27 protein-coding genes are annotated in these 16,612 nt (G+C 58.8%); 17 read left to right on the top strand and 10 right to left on the bottom strand.

Annotated elements, in window-relative coordinates; genetic code table 11:
• The first annotated feature begins 1 nt into the window (after position 1).
• Entirely contained in the window at positions 2 to 775 is a 774-nt protein-coding gene (locus I9018_RS19745; protein WP_124348021.1) for an EAL domain-containing protein, read from the top strand.
• Here the strand turns inward: I9018_RS19745 and I9018_RS19740 are convergent.
• From I9018_RS19740 to I9018_RS19730, 3 genes are all read right to left on the bottom strand, one after another.
• Positions 766 to 1,074: a YceK/YidQ family lipoprotein gene (locus I9018_RS19740; RefSeq protein ID WP_068578164.1), complete on the bottom strand. Its 309-nt coding sequence runs from the start codon at positions 1,072 to 1,074 to the stop codon at positions 766 to 768. The genes I9018_RS19745 and I9018_RS19740 overlap by 10 nt on opposite strands.
• Positions 1,071 to 1,445 carry a YceK/YidQ family lipoprotein gene (locus I9018_RS19735; RefSeq protein ID WP_225926509.1) on the bottom strand — a complete coding sequence of 125 codons (375 nt, stop codon included), beginning with the start codon at positions 1,443 to 1,445 and terminating at the stop codon, positions 1,071 to 1,073. Before I9018_RS19735 ends, I9018_RS19740 begins: the two co-directional genes overlap by 4 nt.
• Before the next feature lie 65 nt (positions 1,446 to 1,510).
• Positions 1,511 to 1,810, bottom strand: a complete 300-nt coding sequence (locus I9018_RS19730) for a YceK/YidQ family lipoprotein (protein WP_068578162.1) — start codon at positions 1,808 to 1,810, stop codon at positions 1,511 to 1,513.
• Positions 1,811 to 1,899: 89 nt separating this feature from the next.
• Between I9018_RS19730 and I9018_RS19725 the strand changes: the two genes are divergently transcribed.
• Positions 1,900 to 2,211 carry a hypothetical protein gene (locus tag I9018_RS19725; RefSeq protein WP_068578160.1) on the top strand — a complete coding sequence of 104 codons (312 nt, stop codon included), beginning with the start codon at positions 1,900 to 1,902 and terminating at the stop codon, positions 2,209 to 2,211.
• Here I9018_RS19725 and I9018_RS19720 read toward each other — a convergent pair whose 3' ends face one another.
• Positions 2,212 to 2,748, bottom strand: a complete 537-nt coding sequence (locus tag I9018_RS19720) for a DinB family protein (RefSeq protein WP_241107294.1) — start codon at positions 2,746 to 2,748, stop codon at positions 2,212 to 2,214.
• Positions 2,749 to 2,889: 141 nt separating this feature from the next.
• On the opposite strand from I9018_RS19720, the gene I9018_RS19715 reads away from it, so the two are divergent.
• Entirely contained in the window at positions 2,890 to 4,119 is a 1,230-nt protein-coding gene (locus tag I9018_RS19715) for a TPM domain-containing protein (protein ID WP_241107293.1), read from the top strand.
• A 64-nt stretch (positions 4,120 to 4,183) separates the two neighbouring features.
• Here the strand turns inward: I9018_RS19715 and I9018_RS19710 are convergent, their stop codons facing one another.
• Entirely contained in the window at positions 4,184 to 4,378 is a 195-nt protein-coding gene (locus I9018_RS19710; RefSeq protein ID WP_241107292.1) for a hypothetical protein, read from the bottom strand.
• A gap of 181 nt (positions 4,379 to 4,559) precedes the next feature.
• Here I9018_RS19710 and I9018_RS19705 point away from each other — a divergent pair, with 181 nt between their 5' ends.
• The 10 genes from I9018_RS19705 (at position 4,560) to I9018_RS19660 (ending at position 10,944) form a co-directional block, all read left to right on the top strand.
• On the top strand, positions 4,560 to 5,444 hold the full coding sequence (locus I9018_RS19705) for a LysR family transcriptional regulator (RefSeq protein WP_241107291.1): 885 nt from the start codon (positions 4,560 to 4,562) through the stop codon (positions 5,442 to 5,444).
• Between the two features lie 180 nt (positions 5,445 to 5,624).
• Positions 5,625 to 6,461 (top strand): bifunctional allantoicase/(S)-ureidoglycine aminohydrolase, encoded by an 837-nt coding sequence (locus I9018_RS19700; RefSeq protein ID WP_068578134.1) that lies wholly within the window; start codon positions 5,625 to 5,627, stop codon positions 6,459 to 6,461.
• Between the two features lie 324 nt (positions 6,462 to 6,785).
• Entirely contained in the window at positions 6,786 to 6,938 is a 153-nt protein-coding gene (locus I9018_RS19695) for a hypothetical protein (protein ID WP_241110177.1), read from the top strand.
• Positions 6,939 to 6,991: 53 nt separating this feature from the next.
• Complete coding sequence (locus I9018_RS19690) at positions 6,992 to 7,129, top strand: hypothetical protein (protein ID WP_228022219.1); 138 nt, start codon at positions 6,992 to 6,994, stop codon at positions 7,127 to 7,129.
• Between the two features lie 150 nt (positions 7,130 to 7,279).
• Positions 7,280 to 7,987, top strand: coding sequence for a haloacid dehalogenase type II (locus I9018_RS19685; protein WP_241107290.1), 708 nt, complete (start codon positions 7,280 to 7,282; stop codon positions 7,985 to 7,987).
• Between the two features lie 81 nt (positions 7,988 to 8,068).
• Positions 8,069 to 8,596, top strand: coding sequence for a hypothetical protein (locus I9018_RS19680; RefSeq protein WP_241107289.1), 528 nt, complete (start codon positions 8,069 to 8,071; stop codon positions 8,594 to 8,596).
• A gap of 25 nt (positions 8,597 to 8,621) precedes the next feature.
• On the top strand, positions 8,622 to 9,146 hold the full coding sequence (locus I9018_RS19675) for a GNAT family N-acetyltransferase (RefSeq protein WP_241110176.1): 525 nt from the start codon (positions 8,622 to 8,624) through the stop codon (positions 9,144 to 9,146).
• Between the two features lie 170 nt (positions 9,147 to 9,316).
• Positions 9,317 to 9,640 (top strand): hypothetical protein, encoded by a 324-nt coding sequence (locus I9018_RS19670; RefSeq protein WP_124348013.1) that lies wholly within the window; start codon positions 9,317 to 9,319, stop codon positions 9,638 to 9,640.
• Between the two features lie 323 nt (positions 9,641 to 9,963).
• The gene (locus I9018_RS19665; protein ID WP_068578147.1) at positions 9,964 to 10,527 is read left to right on the top strand and encodes a hypothetical protein; all 564 of its coding nucleotides are present in this window, start codon (positions 9,964 to 9,966) and stop codon (positions 10,525 to 10,527) included.
• 24 nt (positions 10,528 to 10,551) lie between these two features.
• A complete protein-coding gene (locus tag I9018_RS19660; RefSeq protein ID WP_068578150.1) occupies positions 10,552 to 10,944 on the top strand; it encodes a hypothetical protein in 393 nt (130 codons plus the stop codon).
• A gap of 67 nt (positions 10,945 to 11,011) precedes the next feature.
• Here I9018_RS19660 and I9018_RS19655 read toward each other — a convergent pair whose 3' ends face one another.
• Complete coding sequence (locus tag I9018_RS19655) at positions 11,012 to 11,293, bottom strand: hypothetical protein (RefSeq protein WP_241107288.1); 282 nt, start codon at positions 11,291 to 11,293, stop codon at positions 11,012 to 11,014.
• A gap of 138 nt (positions 11,294 to 11,431) precedes the next feature.
• Positions 11,432 to 11,602 carry a DUF2388 domain-containing protein gene (locus I9018_RS32790; RefSeq protein ID WP_346780110.1) on the bottom strand — a complete coding sequence of 57 codons (171 nt, stop codon included), beginning with the start codon at positions 11,600 to 11,602 and terminating at the stop codon, positions 11,432 to 11,434.
• A 540-nt stretch (positions 11,603 to 12,142) separates the two neighbouring features.
• On the opposite strand from I9018_RS32790, the gene I9018_RS19645 reads away from it, so the two are divergent.
• The 4 genes from I9018_RS19645 (at position 12,143) to I9018_RS19630 (ending at position 14,701) form a co-directional block, all read left to right on the top strand.
• Positions 12,143 to 12,577: a hypothetical protein gene (locus I9018_RS19645; RefSeq protein ID WP_241107286.1), complete on the top strand. Its 435-nt coding sequence runs from the start codon at positions 12,143 to 12,145 to the stop codon at positions 12,575 to 12,577.
• 934 nt (positions 12,578 to 13,511) lie between these two features.
• Positions 13,512 to 13,712, top strand: a complete 201-nt coding sequence (locus tag I9018_RS19640) for a hypothetical protein (RefSeq protein ID WP_241110175.1) — start codon at positions 13,512 to 13,514, stop codon at positions 13,710 to 13,712.
• Positions 13,713 to 13,724: 12 nt separating this feature from the next.
• Positions 13,725 to 14,018 carry a hypothetical protein gene (locus I9018_RS19635; protein ID WP_241107285.1) on the top strand — a complete coding sequence of 98 codons (294 nt, stop codon included), beginning with the start codon at positions 13,725 to 13,727 and terminating at the stop codon, positions 14,016 to 14,018.
• The gene (locus tag I9018_RS19630; RefSeq protein WP_241107284.1) at positions 14,018 to 14,701 is read left to right on the top strand and encodes a hypothetical protein; all 684 of its coding nucleotides are present in this window, start codon (positions 14,018 to 14,020) and stop codon (positions 14,699 to 14,701) included. Before I9018_RS19635 ends, I9018_RS19630 begins: the two co-directional genes overlap by 1 nt.
• Positions 14,702 to 14,755: 54 nt before the next feature.
• Here I9018_RS19630 and I9018_RS19625 read toward each other — a convergent pair whose 3' ends face one another.
• The 3 genes from I9018_RS19625 to I9018_RS19615 all read right to left on the bottom strand — a co-directional run bounded on the left by I9018_RS19625 (position 14,756) and on the right by I9018_RS19615 (position 16,605).
• Positions 14,756 to 15,622, bottom strand: a complete 867-nt coding sequence (locus tag I9018_RS19625; protein WP_241107283.1) for an IS3 family transposase — start codon at positions 15,620 to 15,622, stop codon at positions 14,756 to 14,758.
• The gene (locus tag I9018_RS19620) at positions 15,619 to 15,912 is read right to left on the bottom strand and encodes an IS3 family transposase (RefSeq protein WP_033974343.1); all 294 of its coding nucleotides are present in this window, start codon (positions 15,910 to 15,912) and stop codon (positions 15,619 to 15,621) included. Before I9018_RS19620 ends, I9018_RS19625 begins: the two co-directional genes overlap by 4 nt.
• Before the next feature lie 255 nt (positions 15,913 to 16,167).
• Positions 16,168 to 16,605, bottom strand: coding sequence for a hypothetical protein (locus tag I9018_RS19615; protein ID WP_228022280.1), 438 nt, complete (start codon positions 16,603 to 16,605; stop codon positions 16,168 to 16,170).
• Positions 16,606 to 16,612: the final 7 nt, after the last annotated feature.

Raw genomic sequence — 16,612 nt, 5'->3', positions numbered from 1 at the left:
CATGCAGAGCATCAAAGACTTTTATCGAGAGCTGGCCGATGGCCGCTTGATGCTGGCGTTCCAGCCGGTGGTATGGCTGGCGGACAGCAGTCGGGTGCTGTACCACGAGGGGCTGCTGCGGCGTATCGATGCCCAGGGTGGCGATACCTATCCCCTGGCCCACCTGGAGAAGCAGGCGCTGATACGCGAGCTGGACCGCAACGTGGTGCTCTGCGTGATCGCCTGCCTGCACCGGGATGACCGCCTGCGCCTGGGTTGCAACATCTCGGCCCGTAGCGCGGTCATCGATTCCTTTTGGCTCGAGATCATCGAGGCATTGCGCGAGGCACCTTCGGTGGCGGCCCGGTTGGTCATCGAGATCACCGAAAGTGCCGCTCCGCCGAGTATCGAGGCCGCCAGCGAGTTTGTCCGCTGCCTGCGTGGATTGGGTTGCCGGGTGGCCATCGACGATTTCGGTGCAGGCGTGGGCACCCTGGAGTTCATCCGCCAGACCCGGCCCGACATCGTCAAGATCGATAAGGGCTATATCCAGCGCGCCCGTGGCGAGGCCAACAGCGCCCAGACCCTTGGTCACCTGGTGCAGTTGTGCAAGACCCTGGCGCCCTGCGTGATCGTCGAGGGCCTGGAAAGCATCGCCGACCAGGAGTTGGCCAGCGATTGTGGTGGCGAGTGGGGGCAGGGCTATCTGTTCGGCCGCCCCCATGTGGATCGCCTGGGGCAGCGTTGCCAGGTATCGCGGATGGCCCAGGAGTCGTGCACGTCGGATCAGGCGTAGCGCCGCCACAGGTCATAGGGCAAGAACAGCAGGTCCACGAAGCCATCGAAGGGCAACGAGACCATGACTGCGCTGACCTGGCAGATCACTATCTTCGAGCACTTGGAGTACAAGCGCCTATGAAATTCGTTGGTCGGTTCGATGAGTCCGAGTAGGCGCAGGGTCTCCTGGGTGCCCTTGAAGATCGAGAAGTCACTGACATAGTTGCGGTTCACCCGTGCCAGGGTGGTGCCGCAGCCGGACAGGCACAGTGACAAGCACAGGATCCCGGCTGTTTTAGCGATGATGCCGGTGCTCATGGATGGGGCTCGGTCAGTGATGGGCTGCCCTGGTAGTTGGTGGTTGCTGCAGGTGCGTCTTCAGGCATGGGTGGCTGTTTCTTGGCATTCAGGTTGCGCTTGGGGCGTTCCGGCTGCATGGCGTCATAGGGCAGCAATACGGTGTCGAGCAAGGCGTCGGCCGGCAGGGTCACGATGATTGCGATGGGGCACACCACCATGGCCCAGCAGCCGCCGGTGATCATCCGGCCGTAGCCTTCCAGGTCGTAGCCGGTGAGGACCTGGGCGCTGGTCTGGGTGCTGCGGTAGTAGCGGTCATCGCGCCAATCCAGCGCGCCGCCACGGGCCATGTAGGTACCGCAGCCGGCCAGCAGTAGGGTGTGGAGCAGCAACAGGGTGTTGAGGATTCGGATGATCGGGATTCCATTCAGTGCCCGGGCGTGATGCCGGGAGAGGGTCAGTCGTTGATGGCGTCGTAGGGCAGCAGCGCGGTGTCGGCGACTACATCCACTGGCAGGCTGACGATGGCTACTACCGGGCAGACGATGCTCATCCAGCAGAACACCGTGGTGTAGCCGGAATAGCCCGTGGCGCCGCGCATGGTTAGCAGCTCGACATTGGCCTGGGTGCCTTTGTAGTAGTCGTAGTGGCTGTGTGAGTTGGGCGTGCGGGCAATCAGGGTTCCGCAGCCCACCAGGCTGAGCAGGCAGAGTGCGATTACGACACGGAGGGTTCTGATGGTGCCATTCCTTAGCAGGGGGATTTTGCGCGCGCATGTTCGCAGAAGGCCGCTGTGCAGGCTAGATTGGGCGCGGATAAATAATCACGTGCCACCTGGAGTCGTGCATGAGGGATGTTCGTACCATCGATCAGTTGTTCGAGCCGCAGCCTGTGTCCTGGGGGTTGCGAGGCGATCCTTACCTGTGGCGAGCGATGGCCGCGCAGTTGGCCGCAACGCCCTGGCCGGGCAGCCAGCAGCAACTGGATGCCGTGCTTGCCGAGGCATTCGAACAACTGACCAGCAGGCCTCTTGATACCCAGGGGCATTTTTTCGTCGAGTCCTTTGCCCACGGCGGCATGTCCAGCGGTGGGATTTCCCCGTCGTTCTGGCGTGAGCGCGGGTTGCCGTTGCTGCGCCAGCGCTGGTCCGAGGCCTGATCAGAGCGTCGAGGGGATCAGGGCCAGCAGGTCGGTGCCTCCCACGTCCACCCCGGCCTGGAACAGCAGGGTCGTGGCCTGGCCGCGATGGTGGGTCTGGTGGTTGAAGAAATGCACCAGCAGGGCGTAGAAGCTGCGCTCGGCAGCGATACCCTGGGTGTTGCTGTAGTGCAGGACGGTGTCCAGGTCGCTGTCGGTCAGGGCGTGGGTAAAGTCCAGGATCAGCTGGTCCAGCCACTGGCGCTGTTGCCACAGCGAGCGGATCTCGGGGTATAGCAGGCTCCTGAGGTCTTGCGGAGTCGCCACCTGCTGCAACGGCGCCAGGGTCGGATGATGGGCGGGGTGCTGGGTAAAGCGCTTGAGCCAGATGGTATCGCCGGCCAGCAGGTGGTTGAGGGTTCCGAGGATCGAACCGAAGAAGGCTTGCCGGTCCAGGGCGATCTGCTCGTCGGGCAACTGCATGGCGGCCTGGTACAGCTTGGCATTCATCCACTGGTTATAGCGGGCCAGCAGGCCCAGGTGCTCGATACGGTTCATGGCCGTTCCTTGTTGTCATCAGGCGGGCGATAGCTTCGCAAGGCCGGCGACGGCCGCGCAAGAGGCGACTGGCCCAGAGTTCGCCTGCCGTGGAGTGTTACAGTCCGCACCTTCAGGACAGAGGATGCAGGTAATGGAAGGATGATCAGGGTATCGCGGCAACCAGGACGAATCTTCTGGCTGGTGTTGCTGCTGGGGCTGTGGCCGCTGGCGACATCCGCCGAACCGAGCGCTCCGCAGTGGACGAAGGTGGCCCTGGATCGCCGGGTCATCGACCTGACCGCCACCCTCGATACGGCCACCCAGGAGCGCATGGAGCACAAGCTCGCGGCCCTGGAGCAGCGCCGCGGTGCACAGATTGCCTTGATGCTGGTGCCCCGCCTGGGCCAGCAGAGTATCGAAGCCCTGAGCAACCAGCTGTTTCGCGCCTGGAAGCTGGGGCGCAAGGGAACCGATGACGGCATCTTGCTGCTGGTGGCAAAGCAGGATCGCAAGGTGCGCATCGAGGTCGGTTACGGCCTGGAGGGGCTGGTCACTGACCTGCTGGCCGGGCAGATCATTGCCCGTGATCTGGTCCCGGCCTTCGCCCAGGGGGATTTTGCCGCAGGGATCGACCGTGCCCTGGATGACCTGATCGTGCTGGTGGACGGTGGCAGCGTGCCGTTGGATCAGGCCGAGTTGCCCACGCCTGAGTCCTTGGCCATTCCCCTGCAAGCCTACGGGTTGCTGCTGGCATTCGTTTGTGGCTCGGTGGCCGGGGTGATGCTGGCCGCTGGCTGGGCCTGGCGGCGGGTATTGGGGGCGCTGGTGCTGCTGGTGGCGTTGCTGGTGGCCCTGACCGGAGGCGATGAATGGCTGGTGCAGTTGCTGGTGGTGCCGCTGTGCATGTTGGTGGGCGGGGCAACCTTTGCCGGACTATGGCAGTCCCGCCAGGTGTTCTATTGCGTACTGGGCCTGCTGCTGTACATCGCGTTGCTTACCTTCGTCAGCCAGTACCTGGGCAGTTCGACCTTCCTCTATGGCCTGCTCGTTCCTGCCGCTGTGCTGCTGGCGATCGGCCTGCACTGGCTGCTCTACGTCATGATGTCCGCCCGCTGGAAAAACAGCCCCAGGGGCTTTGCCTGGCGCCTGGCGCTGCTCCTGCTACTGACGTTCCTGCTGGGTTCGACGGTTGGCGCCTGGGAGGCGATGGAACACTGGTGGAAGGCGCTGCCGTTCGCTTACTTCTTGGGTGTCATGCTGTTCATCAACGGGATGAACGTTCGTTGGAGCAGCAGTTCTGGTAGCAGCAGCGGGGCATCCGGCTCGGGAGGGGGCTTTTCCGGGGGAGGCGGTTCCAGTGGCGGCGGCGGGGCCTCGGGCAGCTGGTGAGGGGCATGCCGGTGCGCGGGCAACAGGGAACGGGCCCTGGCCGGTAGGCCAAGGCCCGGCCATTTCAGTCGTGCAGCAGGCTGGCGCCGTATTGGTTGAAGCTGTTGCCCAGGGCTGCGTTGCCATTGACGTTGAGTTTGCTTATGCCGCCGCCGAGCCGGCAGTTGTCCGAATAACAGGAATGGGACGTGGCGCCGGAGCAGGCGCTGAGCAGCAAGGCGGCGCCGATCAATAGAACTCTGATGCAGTTCAACTTCATTTTCAGCCACTCCAGGTCTGGGCCGGGGATCGAATGGAGGCGCTTCGTCCAGCGCCGTCACATCTTGATACATGTGTAGATTTTGCGATAGTCAGCCGAGGCTCGCCAGGTGCTGGATTGTTTGTTTCCGGGTGCGGGAACCGGTAGAAAGGGACCATGCATTCAGAAAACAGATGAGCCCATGAGCGACATTGAGAAATCCAATAGCCGCCTGTTCGACCTGGATCTGCTGCGAGCCATTGTCACGGTGGCCGATTGCGGTAGCTTCACCACGGCGGCGACTCGCCTGCACTCCACCCAGTCCACCATCAGCCAGAAGATCCGCCGCCTGGAGGAGATGGCCGGGCATCGCCTGCTCGAGCGTGGTAATCGCGATGTGTTGCCTACCGAGGCGGGCGAGACGCTGCTGGGTTATGCCCGGCGCTTGCTGGCACTGAACGACGAGATGCTCGAAGCATTGTCCGGGGCCTCGGTGGCCTTGACGGTACGCATTGGCGTGCCGGATGACTTCGCCGCAGGCCGCACTACCGAGCAGTTGGCCGCCTTCAATCGACGCTATCCCCAGGTAAAGCTGGAGGTCACCAGCGGCATGAGCCGCGACTTGAGCGCCAGCTATGACCGTGGCGAACTGGACCTGGTGTTGCTCAAGCAACGCCAGAACAGCCGTGAGGCGCTGGCTTGCTGGCCGGAGAAGACCCGTTGGGTGGACAGCGCCAGGAATCCCTGCATCGACCTTGACCCATTGCCTATCGTGACCTTTCCGCCACGAGGGGTGTACCGCGATGAAATGATCAATGCCCTGGAGGCCATCGGTCGGCGCTGGCACATCAGTTTCACCAGTTCCAGCCTCAGTGGCCTGCAGTCGGCCATTGCCGATGGCATGGGCATCGGCCTGTTGCCGCTGCGGGCGGTGACGGCCGAACATGCCATGTTGCCCAAGGCCACCGGGCTGCCCGCAGTGGATGTCTTCGAGGTGGCGTTGCTGCACCGCCCGGCGGCGGACCCGATGGTCAAGGCGTTGGCGCGGGTACTGTGCCGTGTACTGGCCCAGGACACCCGTGGCTGAGGTGGCTTGGCATTTGATAAATGAATGTCATGCATTTTTGTATTTAATTTGTGCATGAGTGCGCCGCTGGATATCGTGGTTGCCATGGCGGTCCGTGCCTCTGGTACGCCGACCCGATGCTTTGTCCACCCCGGCACCCTTGATGCGCGGGGCAGCAAAACAACAACGAGGAGAGTCTCCATGTCCAAATCCACCTACTACGCGCCGCATGGCGGGCATCCGGCCCAGACCGAGCTGCTCACCGACCGGGCGATGTTCACCGAAGCCTACGCGGTGATCCCCAAGGGCGTGATGCGCGATATCGTCACCAGCCATCTGCCCCACTGGGACAACATGCGCATGTGGGTCATCGCTCGCCCGCTGTCGGGTTTCGCTGAAACCTTCTCCCAGTACATCGTCGAAGTCGGCCCCAATGGCGGTAGCGACAAGCCCGAGCAGGACCCCAATGCCGAAGCGGTGCTGTTCGTCGTCGAAGGTGAAGTGAAGCTGACCCTGCAAGGCCAGGAACATGTACTCACGCCGGGTGGCTATGCCTTCATTCCGCCGGCCGCCGACTGGAAGCTGCGTAACACCAGTGGTACCGAGGCGCGCTTCCACTGGATCCGCAAGCACTACCAGAAGGTCGACGGTGTGCCGTATCCGGAGGCGTTCGTCACCAACGAACAGGACATCGAGCCGCGGGTGATGCCCGATACCGAGGGCCGCTGGAGTACCACGCGCTTCGTCGACATGAGCGACATGCGCCATGACATGCACGTCAACATCGTCAACTTCGAGCCGGGTGGCGTGATTCCGTTCGCCGAGACCCACGTCATGGAACACGGCCTCTATGTGCTGGAAGGCAAGGCGGTGTATCGCCTGAACCAGGACTGGGTCGAGGTCGAGGCCGGCGACTTCATGTGGCTGCGTGCCTTCTGCCCGCAGGCCTGCTACTCCGGTGGCCCGGGTCGCTTCCGCTACCTGTTGTACAAGGATGTGAACCGGCAGATGCGCCTGACCCTGCACGCACCCCATTGATGGGGTGGCGGGGCGGGCAGCGATGCTTGCAGTCCTGCCTGTTGCAAGTCCAGAGAAAACCGGCGAGCGATCGCCGGTTTTCTTTTGCCCGCAGAACAGGTGGGCCTTTGGGGGAGGGGACTGCTGCCTGGGCGGTTGGCGCGACAGTATGTCGCACTGGCGCGTTCGGCGAGCCTGGTCTTTGCTGTGTCGGGCTCGGCGTAGTGCCGGTCGTGGCTGGTTCACGCCGGGCGAGGGGTAGAAGTGTCCAGCCCCTTGTAGATGAAGGTCAGGCTACAGAAAAGGACGCGGATCGTTATCGATATATCGACCAAGGAGGTCATGTTGAAAAAGAAGATGCTGGCGGCTTCGCTGCTGTTCTGGATGTTCTCGTTGACGGCTCAGGCAGACTGCGCAGTACTGGGCCCCTGGGACGATCCCTGCACGAAGCCGGTGCTAGGACCGACCCCGACGGTTTGCGAGTGCCCCAATAACTAACCTGTGTCCCGACAGGGGATATGGATTTTCGGTGACTGACCAGGAGGTTGAACATGAAGAAGGTGATGTTGGCGGTATTGCTACTGTGTGGTTTTTCCCTGACGGCCCAGGCATCTTGCCCGGTGTTCGGGCCATCCAAGGATCCATGCAGCGGTCCGGTGTTTGGCCCGACCACTTGCGAATGCCCTTGAGATAGCTTGCCTGGCGGGCCCGGCGGATGTCGGGCCTGCACTTGGGCAAGAAGGTTGTGAGGGCCGGGTGGGCAAGGCCTCAACGTGCAACATGCGGGTTTGTCGATACATGGCTGGATCCTGGCGCCCCGACGTTACGGAGAACAGGCAATGAAGACGCTTCAAGCATTGGTTTTCGATGTCCAGGGGACCGTCACCGATTTTCGTTCGAGCATCGCGCAACAGGCGGCAGCCATTGCGGGTGCCCGGGCTCCCAGCGTCGACTGGGGCCGTTTTGTCGATGCCTGGCGAGGCAAGTATCGCCCGGCCCTCGATGACATTCTTTGCGGCAGGCGGCCATGGACGTCCGTGGATCGCCTCTATCGCAGCGCCCTCGATGAGGTCATCGAGGCATACGACGCTGGATTCCTCGGCCCCGAGGAGCGCGAGCGCATCAACTTCGCCTGGCAGATGATCGCTCCCTGGCCCGATGCCGTCCAGGGCCTGCATCGACTCAAGGCCCGCTTCAAGCTGGCGACCCTGTCAAACGCCGACGTCAGTGCGGTGGTCAATATTTCAAAGGCCGGGGCATTGCCCTGGGACGCTATTTTCGCTGCCGAGATGGTCGGGACCTTCAAGCCCGATCCACGGACTTATGACATGGCGCTGCGCTATCTGGGCGTGGCTGCTGGCGATGCCATGATGGTTGCCTGTCACAAGTACGATCTGCTGGCTGCGGGGGCCCTGGGCATGAAAACCGCGTTCGTGGCCAGGCCGCTGGAGTTCGGGCCGGGGGGCGATGTCGATACCGCGTTCGATGAGCGGTTCGATATCAATGCTCGGGACTTCCTGGACTTGGCCGATCAACTGGGCTGCTGAGTCGCCAAGGTGGCAGTGGCGCCCTGGTGTTTTCATTCTGCCGATAGGCTTGTCAGGGACAGCGCGCTTGACTGCTCAAGTGTGAAAAGCGGTTTTCGTATCAAGGGCGTGTTCGAGGATAATGGCTGCAGCATTGTCCTTGGGAGCGATCCGGTGAAAGCAGTTTATGGCGAGGCCTATGTCGAGAAGTTGATCGACGCTCGACGCTACGACGCCATGGCCACCCTGGGAGCCCATATCGAAGCGGCTGCCCCCTTACCCGGTGAGCCAGCCCTGGGGCTGCCCATGCCCTTGTTTGTGTATGTGGAGGCCTTGACCTGGTTGGCCCAGTCCGTTCGGTCAGGTGCCTGGACATATTTCGAAGCGACACCGCTGTTGCGCCAGGAGGCGATGTGCCAAGGCCTTGCGCAGTTGGGTGGCGAGCTCTTCATGGGTTGGTATTGCTTTGGCATGCGCCATTGGATGGATAGCTCGAGGATGCGTGAACTGGACCACTGGCTCGACGAGTCGGAACAGGTGCAGGAGGCTTGGCTGGCAAGCCTGCTCCACTCGCACCGTGCTCGAGTCAAAGAATTGCTTTGCGCAAGGATCGAGCAAGTAGTTGGTTGAACATCGGACGAGAAGAGCGCTGAGCATGACGGGTAATACTTCACGCCTGGTTTATCGGGTACCACAGCCGGGTGATGCGCAACGGCTCTTGTGTATCTACGGCGACCCTCGAACCCAGCTTTTCAATCCGGCCGGGCCAATGGCCGATCTTGGCGAGGCCGAGCGGTTGCTGGAGCGCTGGATCGAACACTGGGTCAGGTACCAATACGGCACCTGGGCGATTTCCAGTAGCGATGCCCCCGAGCAGATCCTGGGTTTTGGCGGGATTGCCCATTACCACTATCTGGCTGAACAGCGCGTCAACCTCGGTTATCGCTTCGCCGTTGAAGCGTGGGGCAAGGGCTATGCCACCCAGTTAGGCCAAGATGCCTTGCAGCATGCATTTGTGCAGCTTGGTTTGCCTGAGGTCTTCGGGCTGGTCCGGCCGGATCATGCGGCGTCCATCCGGGTGCTGGAGAAAATTGGCATGCAGCTCTTTGCCCAGTTGGATGATGTGCCTGGCCAGGCACCGAGCCTGGTGTACAGGGGGCGGCAAGGCAAGCCAGGCTGACCCAGGCCCGAAGCTCCAGCTATTGAGCGGCAATCCCTGCGAGGTTGGTTCTTGGTCAGGTGGTGTGCGATAGCCTGGAGGGCTATCTGGATAAAGCGGAGCAACAGGTTTTGTCGTGAGTAGTATCTGGTGTGACAATGCCTGGTCATTTTGAAAGGATTCATCGATTCATGTTCTTGCTTGAGCTTTACGATGCGCTGACGACCCAATATTGGACTCCCGTTCTTGCGGCGATCCTGACGATGATCGGGTTGTGGTTTCGCAGTCAATCCTATGAAGCGGAGGGCGGCTGGACCTTAGGACTGCTTGTCGTTCTTTGTCTTATCGCGTTCTTCCCTAACGGCTATCACTCGGTATTCCATACGGGTGCCACTTACTACAGTCACGATCGTATTTATGCACCCAGTTACCCGGCCAAGTTTGTTGCCGACGTACTCTTGACGGTCCTGGGAGTGGTGGTTGGACTGGCCTCTCGATTGTTTACCGGTCGTTAGTAATCGCCTGGCGAGTTTGTCCGGTGGGCCAGGCATTGCGATCAAGCTCAAGGCACAGCACTTGGGTGATCAATCCGGCGGTCACTGAAGCGGGCTCCCATCCATGGCTGTCGACAAAGAAATCGGCAGCCACCTACTAGGCTTAACGCTTTGCCATCACAGCATTCCTTTCCTTAGGGGATTAGGGGCTCAGCAAAACTGGGCTGCCGATGGTCTTCTCGGTTTCTGGTACAGGGCCTAGGACGAATGTACTAGATAGCCCTTTGCCTTATGTTCGGGGTGTGAAGCTATTGCCTTAAACGATAATGGCAAAGGGATGGCCCATGATGGCTTTTACCAAGCAGCTTTTGCCTGCCGCATTACTATGCAGTGCCCTGGCTGCCCAGGCGGGCGATGTGCAGATGGGCGATTTCTGGGTGGTTCACTACCAAGGTGGCCTGGGCAAGCACCAGGTGTTCATCGCCGACGGCGACCCCAATAACATCTACAGCCGCCCAGGTGGCGCGAAATCATTGGGCGTCTATCAACATTACGAAGAGCCCGGTAAGCCCACCTTCACCGCCTGGGATGTCGAAGTCGATTGTGCGAAGAACCGCGTGCGCATCACCGGCGCGCAGGAAGTTCGCAGCCTGTTCAATGAACTTCGCAACGTAAAGTATTCCGACCAATGGCAGAGCAAGCCTGACACCTGGTTGGCGCAAAGCCGTGACTTCGTATGCAAGCCGGCTGAACGCCAGGCCAAGAAGATGGAGCGCTTGGGGGTAATGTCTGCATCGCAAATGAGCAAGGCCGGGCCGCAGCTGTTCCAGATACTGAACCGCGAGACCGCCAAGGCGGCCATCATGCAGCAGATAGATGAAGGATTCGCACAGATGTCTGCCAAGTAAAGCGGCCTCCAGGGAGAAGAGCTTATGAATCGATTACTCATGCTGGCCCTGTTGGCCACCTTGCTCAGCGGTTGCGCATCACTGGCAGCCAGCAGTGCCTGGAAAGATCGCCCGGTGGGCGAGTTGATCGACTTCTTCGGTGTGCCAAGGCGGGTCATGGTGGTGCCGGATGAGGATTTGGTAGTGCTCAGGTATGTACGCGACAGCAGTTATGTCACGCGTGAAGCCGCGGGTACTTACACGGGGCCGCAGAACGGGCAACTTGTGCATGCAGAGTACTGGGAAGACGTGCAGCACTCGGGCAGTTGTGAGATCGATGTGTTCATCAACAGAGCGCGACTGGTGCAAAAAGTGCGGACGAAAGGGCGCTGTGCCGCTATCGAGATGGCACCGCAGACTCGGTCGGTTTCAGGGTAGAGAACGGGCCACTGGCGACGACCAGGGGCGGGATGGCTGTCGTCCCCTGCCATCCCTTGCCAGTTCCCTAGCGACGTGGGCAGCTAATCTTGAAGGTTCGAATGGAAAGCGCTTCATTGCGAGCGTCTTTCTCGTTCTGAGCACTCATTGAGTAGCTGCCGTCTTGGTAGCTTTGGGCCAGGAGTGCGTTATTACGATCAATTTCACTGAAAAGGTGAGCGCACTCGATGGCCTTCGCCTCGGCGGACGCAGGGGCAGGTGCATTTTCTACATCGAGAACATATTGAGATTTTTCATAAGCACAACCTACCAGGGTTGAAAGTGCCAACATTGCAACGATCTTCTTCATATTATTTCCATATAGTTTGCGAACGTCCTAGCGGTGGGGTCACAGGGAAGGGGTGATCAGGGGGCAGAGCCTTGGCCGGTTCATCGCTAGTGCGCTTGTGTTGTCGCCCGGGTGCTTCGAAGCCGGCCATTGGCCTTTTTAGGAAGAGGCCGCGATTGCCAAGGCAAATTGTTCGTCGCTCATGTATGGGGGAGCGTAGGCTGCATGGTAGTAGCGAACGGCCTGTTCGAACTGAGGTCCTCGGATTTCGCCATCTGAACCAATGAAGGCAAGAGCGTCAGTCTTGGCTGACTGACTAAGGCTATTCATAGCCATCGTAGTGCCCCCCGTGGTCGCCACGAGGAGAAAGCTGGGGGCCAGTGTGGTAATGACCAGAGTCCTTTCCACCGGGTCGTGTATTTCATAGGCTGCAACCTGGCTACTCATTGATGCACATAGGATTACCGCCAGAGCCTTGCGTGAACCCATCCTAACTACTTCCTTGTTATCTGGCGAAAGGCGCAACGATATCAGGAGCGGGCGCCTGCTAGAAGCAGGCTGCAGCTGGCAGCGAACCCAGCCATTCTATGACGAGTCGATGGCTGTAGCGGCCGAAAGGCGTGAGCTGATTTTGACGTCGACCGGCTACTACATGAAGGCCCTTGTCGGGCTTATGGTCGGGGCGGTCGATGGGTAGGGCTGGCTTCCGCCCGATTGGCTGGAGTTGATTGGCAAGATAGGGGATTTCGGCTATTCAGTACTGGTTGTGTATACAGTATTTTAGTGAGATAGTTTTGCCATTCCTCGGGCTCATGGAGAACGCATTCCGTTCCATGCTGGCGTCACCTTGTATGAACCCGTGCGAAGGCCTTGAGTCTCGAAAAATCGCCTTTTGAGCGACATGAATGCGGAACCTTCCGCGATAAATCATTCGACTCGATAGGTGAAAAAATGGCTGAACAAATGGGTTCAAGTTTCAAGACGTTTGTGGGAGAAGGCGTCTCGGTAATCTTCACTCCTGCACAGAACGTCAACGGTGCTGTCGTTCGTACTGCAACCATGCACATTGGGCCTTCGTATGGAGCCCTGACCACTGGCCCGACCCCGCCCAAGGACTACTGGAACATCACGACCCCTTCGATTCTTATGGTCCGCGGCGCGGCCCCATCAGGAGGAGGTGGTTTTCCAGGCGCGGCCTCGGCATTGCCGTTCCAAGTGACTATTCCAGCAGGCCAGGGGCTGTGGGTGATCATGGGCGCAGGCGCTAATGGCGGTGCTTGTGTGACGTACGATCTGCTTCCTTGAACGACAGTTGAGCTGACGGCAGGGGAGTTCAGCGGACTCATGTGAGCTTCCCTGTCGAACTTCAACTCCGGTACAGGGGGCGGGCGGCTCCATCAGCGAGCTGCCAAGGTTTGCTTACGAAACTGGCCGTTGGTTGTTACGAGCTGCAGGTCGGCTTGCTATTGATCAAACAGTGATACTGATCTTAGTGTGGTGCATATATATGCAACTTCCCGCCCAGCGTTGTGCTGGGCGGGAAGTTATTCATCTATTTCCCGTTGATGTAGACGCTTGGGCCCTATTTGCAACATCCAAGGATGTTGTTTGCCGTATCGACAATGATGAACGACCCAATGTATGACACTCGGCCATCCCGTGCGCATCAGCTTGCCATGCGGTGGTTTTAACCAGGTCAGAAGTTGGCGGGCCGTCAGGGCTGAGAGGGTCCAGCGATGCAATACGTACCTCTGTTGGCACAACACTCAGCCAACTTCCCTGTAAGGAATCACTGAATATCGAAGCCCAGCTATTACGCTGGGCTGCTTGGCTTCTAAAGCGTCGATGGGCGTGACAAGACTCAGCCGGACTCGGTCTGCAGTGGATGCGAATGGTAAGAATAAATACTGGTTGCATATACAGTATTTTGCTGGGATAGTAATTTCATTCCTCGTGATCAACGGCAGTGAAAACCAGCTTGTTGTTGGTACTGGCCTCTTGGAACGAGTGAAAGCCCTGAGCTTCAAGCCATCGCCTTTGAGCGACATGACAGCGGATTTTTCCGCAACAATCATTCACTCGCAAACTGGTCCGCGACAACCTCGCCGTCCTGACTCGGGAGCAGGGCAAGGCCCTGGGCGACCTGGTGATGGCTGTGAATGCCCACCAGGCCGTGGCGGAATAGGCGACGGAACAAGCGAAGGCCGGCGCCCAGGCTGACTACGCCGCGGCTAACCGGCTGCAACAGGAGCGCACCATGCGCGTCGAGGTGCAGGTGCCATATCGTTTGCCAGTAGTTGCTGCGCCGTCTTGGGCCGCGGCAGGCCTGCGCAAGACTGACAGCATGGAGGTGAAAGTGCGGGCTATGCTTGCAGAGCGTCGGCAGCGCATTGGGTACGAACGGTTACTGCTGGCATCCAATGATGCCTATCGATATTGAGGGAGAAGATAAATGCCAATTGGCCTGCAGACGTTCGATGAGAATTCGAAGATCGTAGTATCCATATCGGATAGCTTGGGCAAGGTACTGGGGTTTGGCGATACCGGTTTGTCTAACGGCAGTATTGCGATACCTGATTTCGCGAAGGGGCGCGGTTGGTACTCTGTCACGTCGGGTGCGGCTGAGTTCGGCATCAACCAGCTCGCACCGATAATCACTCAGGATCTGACAGGAATTCGGTGGTTTTTTCCTGACTTCCCCTTGTTGGTAAAAACGCCAATGAAATTTTTCTACGGGGTTAGGTGATGGAAGCCGGCTTAACGATATATAACGATACCGACAACATCCAGATCGATTCAACCTATAAAAACCTGATCCTGTACGCCAAGGGAACTGCTGTAACGACAACATCCTTTGTTGGGACCAGTCTTAGCTATGTCGACATCCTAGCCACTAGGCCAAACAGCGTTTGCTGCATGCAGTCCGTTGGCGGCGCGGCCTTCTCCTGCATAAGCTTCGAGAGCGGCGGAAACGTCTACCACAGGATCTTTACAAAGCGGACCGGGCAGAGCGTGAAGTATTACCTGTTCTCTGACCAGATACCTGGAGGCTCTACCTTTGGGCTGGAAGTGTACGACGCCAACGGGTTCCGAGTATTCCAGGCCACGGAAAAATATATGGTAATCACTGCCGCTGTTACAAGCTTCAAACTGATAGAGGCCACCGGCATTCAGCTATCCCAGACTATAGGTGCTGGGTCGAGGGCGATATCGATCAGTAATCGGGTGCTAGGGAAAAGAACCGTAGCAATTCCGACGCCAACAGGCACTATTATTTACGCCTTTTCAAGGTTTATTACTATGTGCACCACAAGGGAGGGATTCGCTGATTTCGAGTATTTCCAGTACGCATCGGGGACCGGATCTGTGGGCTATGAGGGCCCGTATGAGCTATCGGCGTTATCTATTGACCTTGACAGAGTAGAGTAGCGCAAACATAGGAGAAAAGTTGTATGGTCTGTCCCGGAGCTGGTGGACAGGTAGTTAAGAGTTACTGCTCGCATAGCGTCGCTCAAACTCCATCGGGCTGAGATAGCCCAGCGTCGAGTGGCGGCGACGGTGATTGTAAAAGCGGATGTAGTCGAACAGGTCGGTTTTCGCCTCGTGGTAGCTGGCATAGCGCGTCAGGTACACCCGCTCAGCCTTCAGCGAACGGAAGAAGCTCTCCATCGCGGCGTTGTCCCAGCAGTTCCCGGGACGTGAATGGCTGGGCACGATTCGATGTCGCCGAAGTAAGGCCTGGTAGTCGTACGCGCAGTATTGGCTGCCTCGATCCGAGTGCAGCAGCACTTCTTCTTTCGGCTGCCGGCGTGCAATGGCCATCTCCAGCGCGGCGTGTACCAAGGCCTGCTGCATGCGGTGGTGCATCGCCCAACCGACGACGGCTCGTGAATAGAGATCGAGCACGACTGCCAGATACAGCCAACCTTGGGCCGTCCGCACGTAGGTCATGTCCGAGACCCAGTGCCGATTGGCGCGATCCGAGGCGAACTGGCGATCCAGGTGGTTCGGGGCAATCGGCAGAGCATGATGACTGCTGGAAACCAGCCGCCAGCGCTTGCGCGAGCGAACGCGCAGACCGGCTTCGCGCATCAGTCGAGCAACCCGGTGTCGACCACACGCATGCCCCATGGCCGCTAACTCGGCCTTGATTCGGCGATGGCCATAGATCCCATTCACCTCGTGGTGAATGGTGCGGATCTCCTTGCTCAGACGCCGATTCGCCATCTCTCTCGCCGAAGGTGGCCGCTGCTGCCAGGCATAGAAGCCGCTGCGGGATACCCGCAGCAGCCGGCACATTGGGACTACGGGATAGCGACCAGCCAACGCCTCGATGGCGCGGAACTTCACTTCGTGGGCTGCGAGAAGATGGCGAGCGCCTTTTTTAAAACATCGCGCTCCATGGTGACCTGAGCCAGTTGCTGGCGTAGACGACGCAACTCCGCGCTCTCACCACGCTGCTTGCCGTTGCCCGGAAAGGCATCGTCACCTTGCTGCTCGTACTGGCGCTTCCATTTGCCCAGCAGGCTTTCAGCGATGCCGAGCGTCTCGGCTACATGACGAAGCGGCGTGCCGGCAAGTACCTGGTCTACTGCCTCGCGTTTGAAGGATTCGGGAAAACGTCGTCTGGTCTGGGTCATGAACACTCCTTGCGGTGGACATTATCCACCTTAAGTCAGTGTCCACTCAGCCCGGGACAGACCAAATGTTGCAGTTGTCGGGTCTTGGTGTTTTCGTTTCAAAACTGGGCAAAACTTTGGAGCGTCCCTTCAGACCATTATTAGGATTAGGAAAAAATCCGAGGGTGCAATACTAGGCGGTCTGAGGGACTGTTTCGAAAAAATAACTGCCGCGAATCCCCTCATCAGTTATCCCTTCAGCACTTATAGAAGATGCTAAAAGCCTGGGGGGATATAACCGGGAACATAAGGAATATTTTGGCACTTGCCATGAAATACTTCTCCATTCTGAATTTTGAAAAGCACTATTTTTTTTGCTTTGTTCACCGTTGCTTCAATTTTGCATTCGGAGCTATGAGCGACGTTCTCGTAATACTCGGTATGGGTCAAACCATTACTGCCGTGTGTCATGGATGTTCCGGCTGCCTCAGTTGTCGACCACTGAGAGGATTTGTACCACGTCATTACGACAAGTGTACCTGCATCAGGATCTTGAGTTGCTTTCATCGTATCGGGCCTGCCAAACAGATTCAGCGCCTCTTGGGCATCGCGACCTTCCCAACGACTTTGAGCAATTAAGGAACAGCCGCTGCTTACCATTATTCCTGACACTGCTAGCATTAAAGAAAACGTTTTAATCCATTGATATATCATGGAGTTT

The sequence above is a fragment of the Pseudomonas sp. MPFS genome (genome assembly GCF_022537035.1).
In the GTDB taxonomy this organism is placed as follows: domain Bacteria; phylum Pseudomonadota; class Gammaproteobacteria; order Pseudomonadales; family Pseudomonadaceae; genus Aquipseudomonas; species Aquipseudomonas sessilinigenes.
This window is presented reverse-complemented; position numbering and strand designations above follow the sequence as displayed.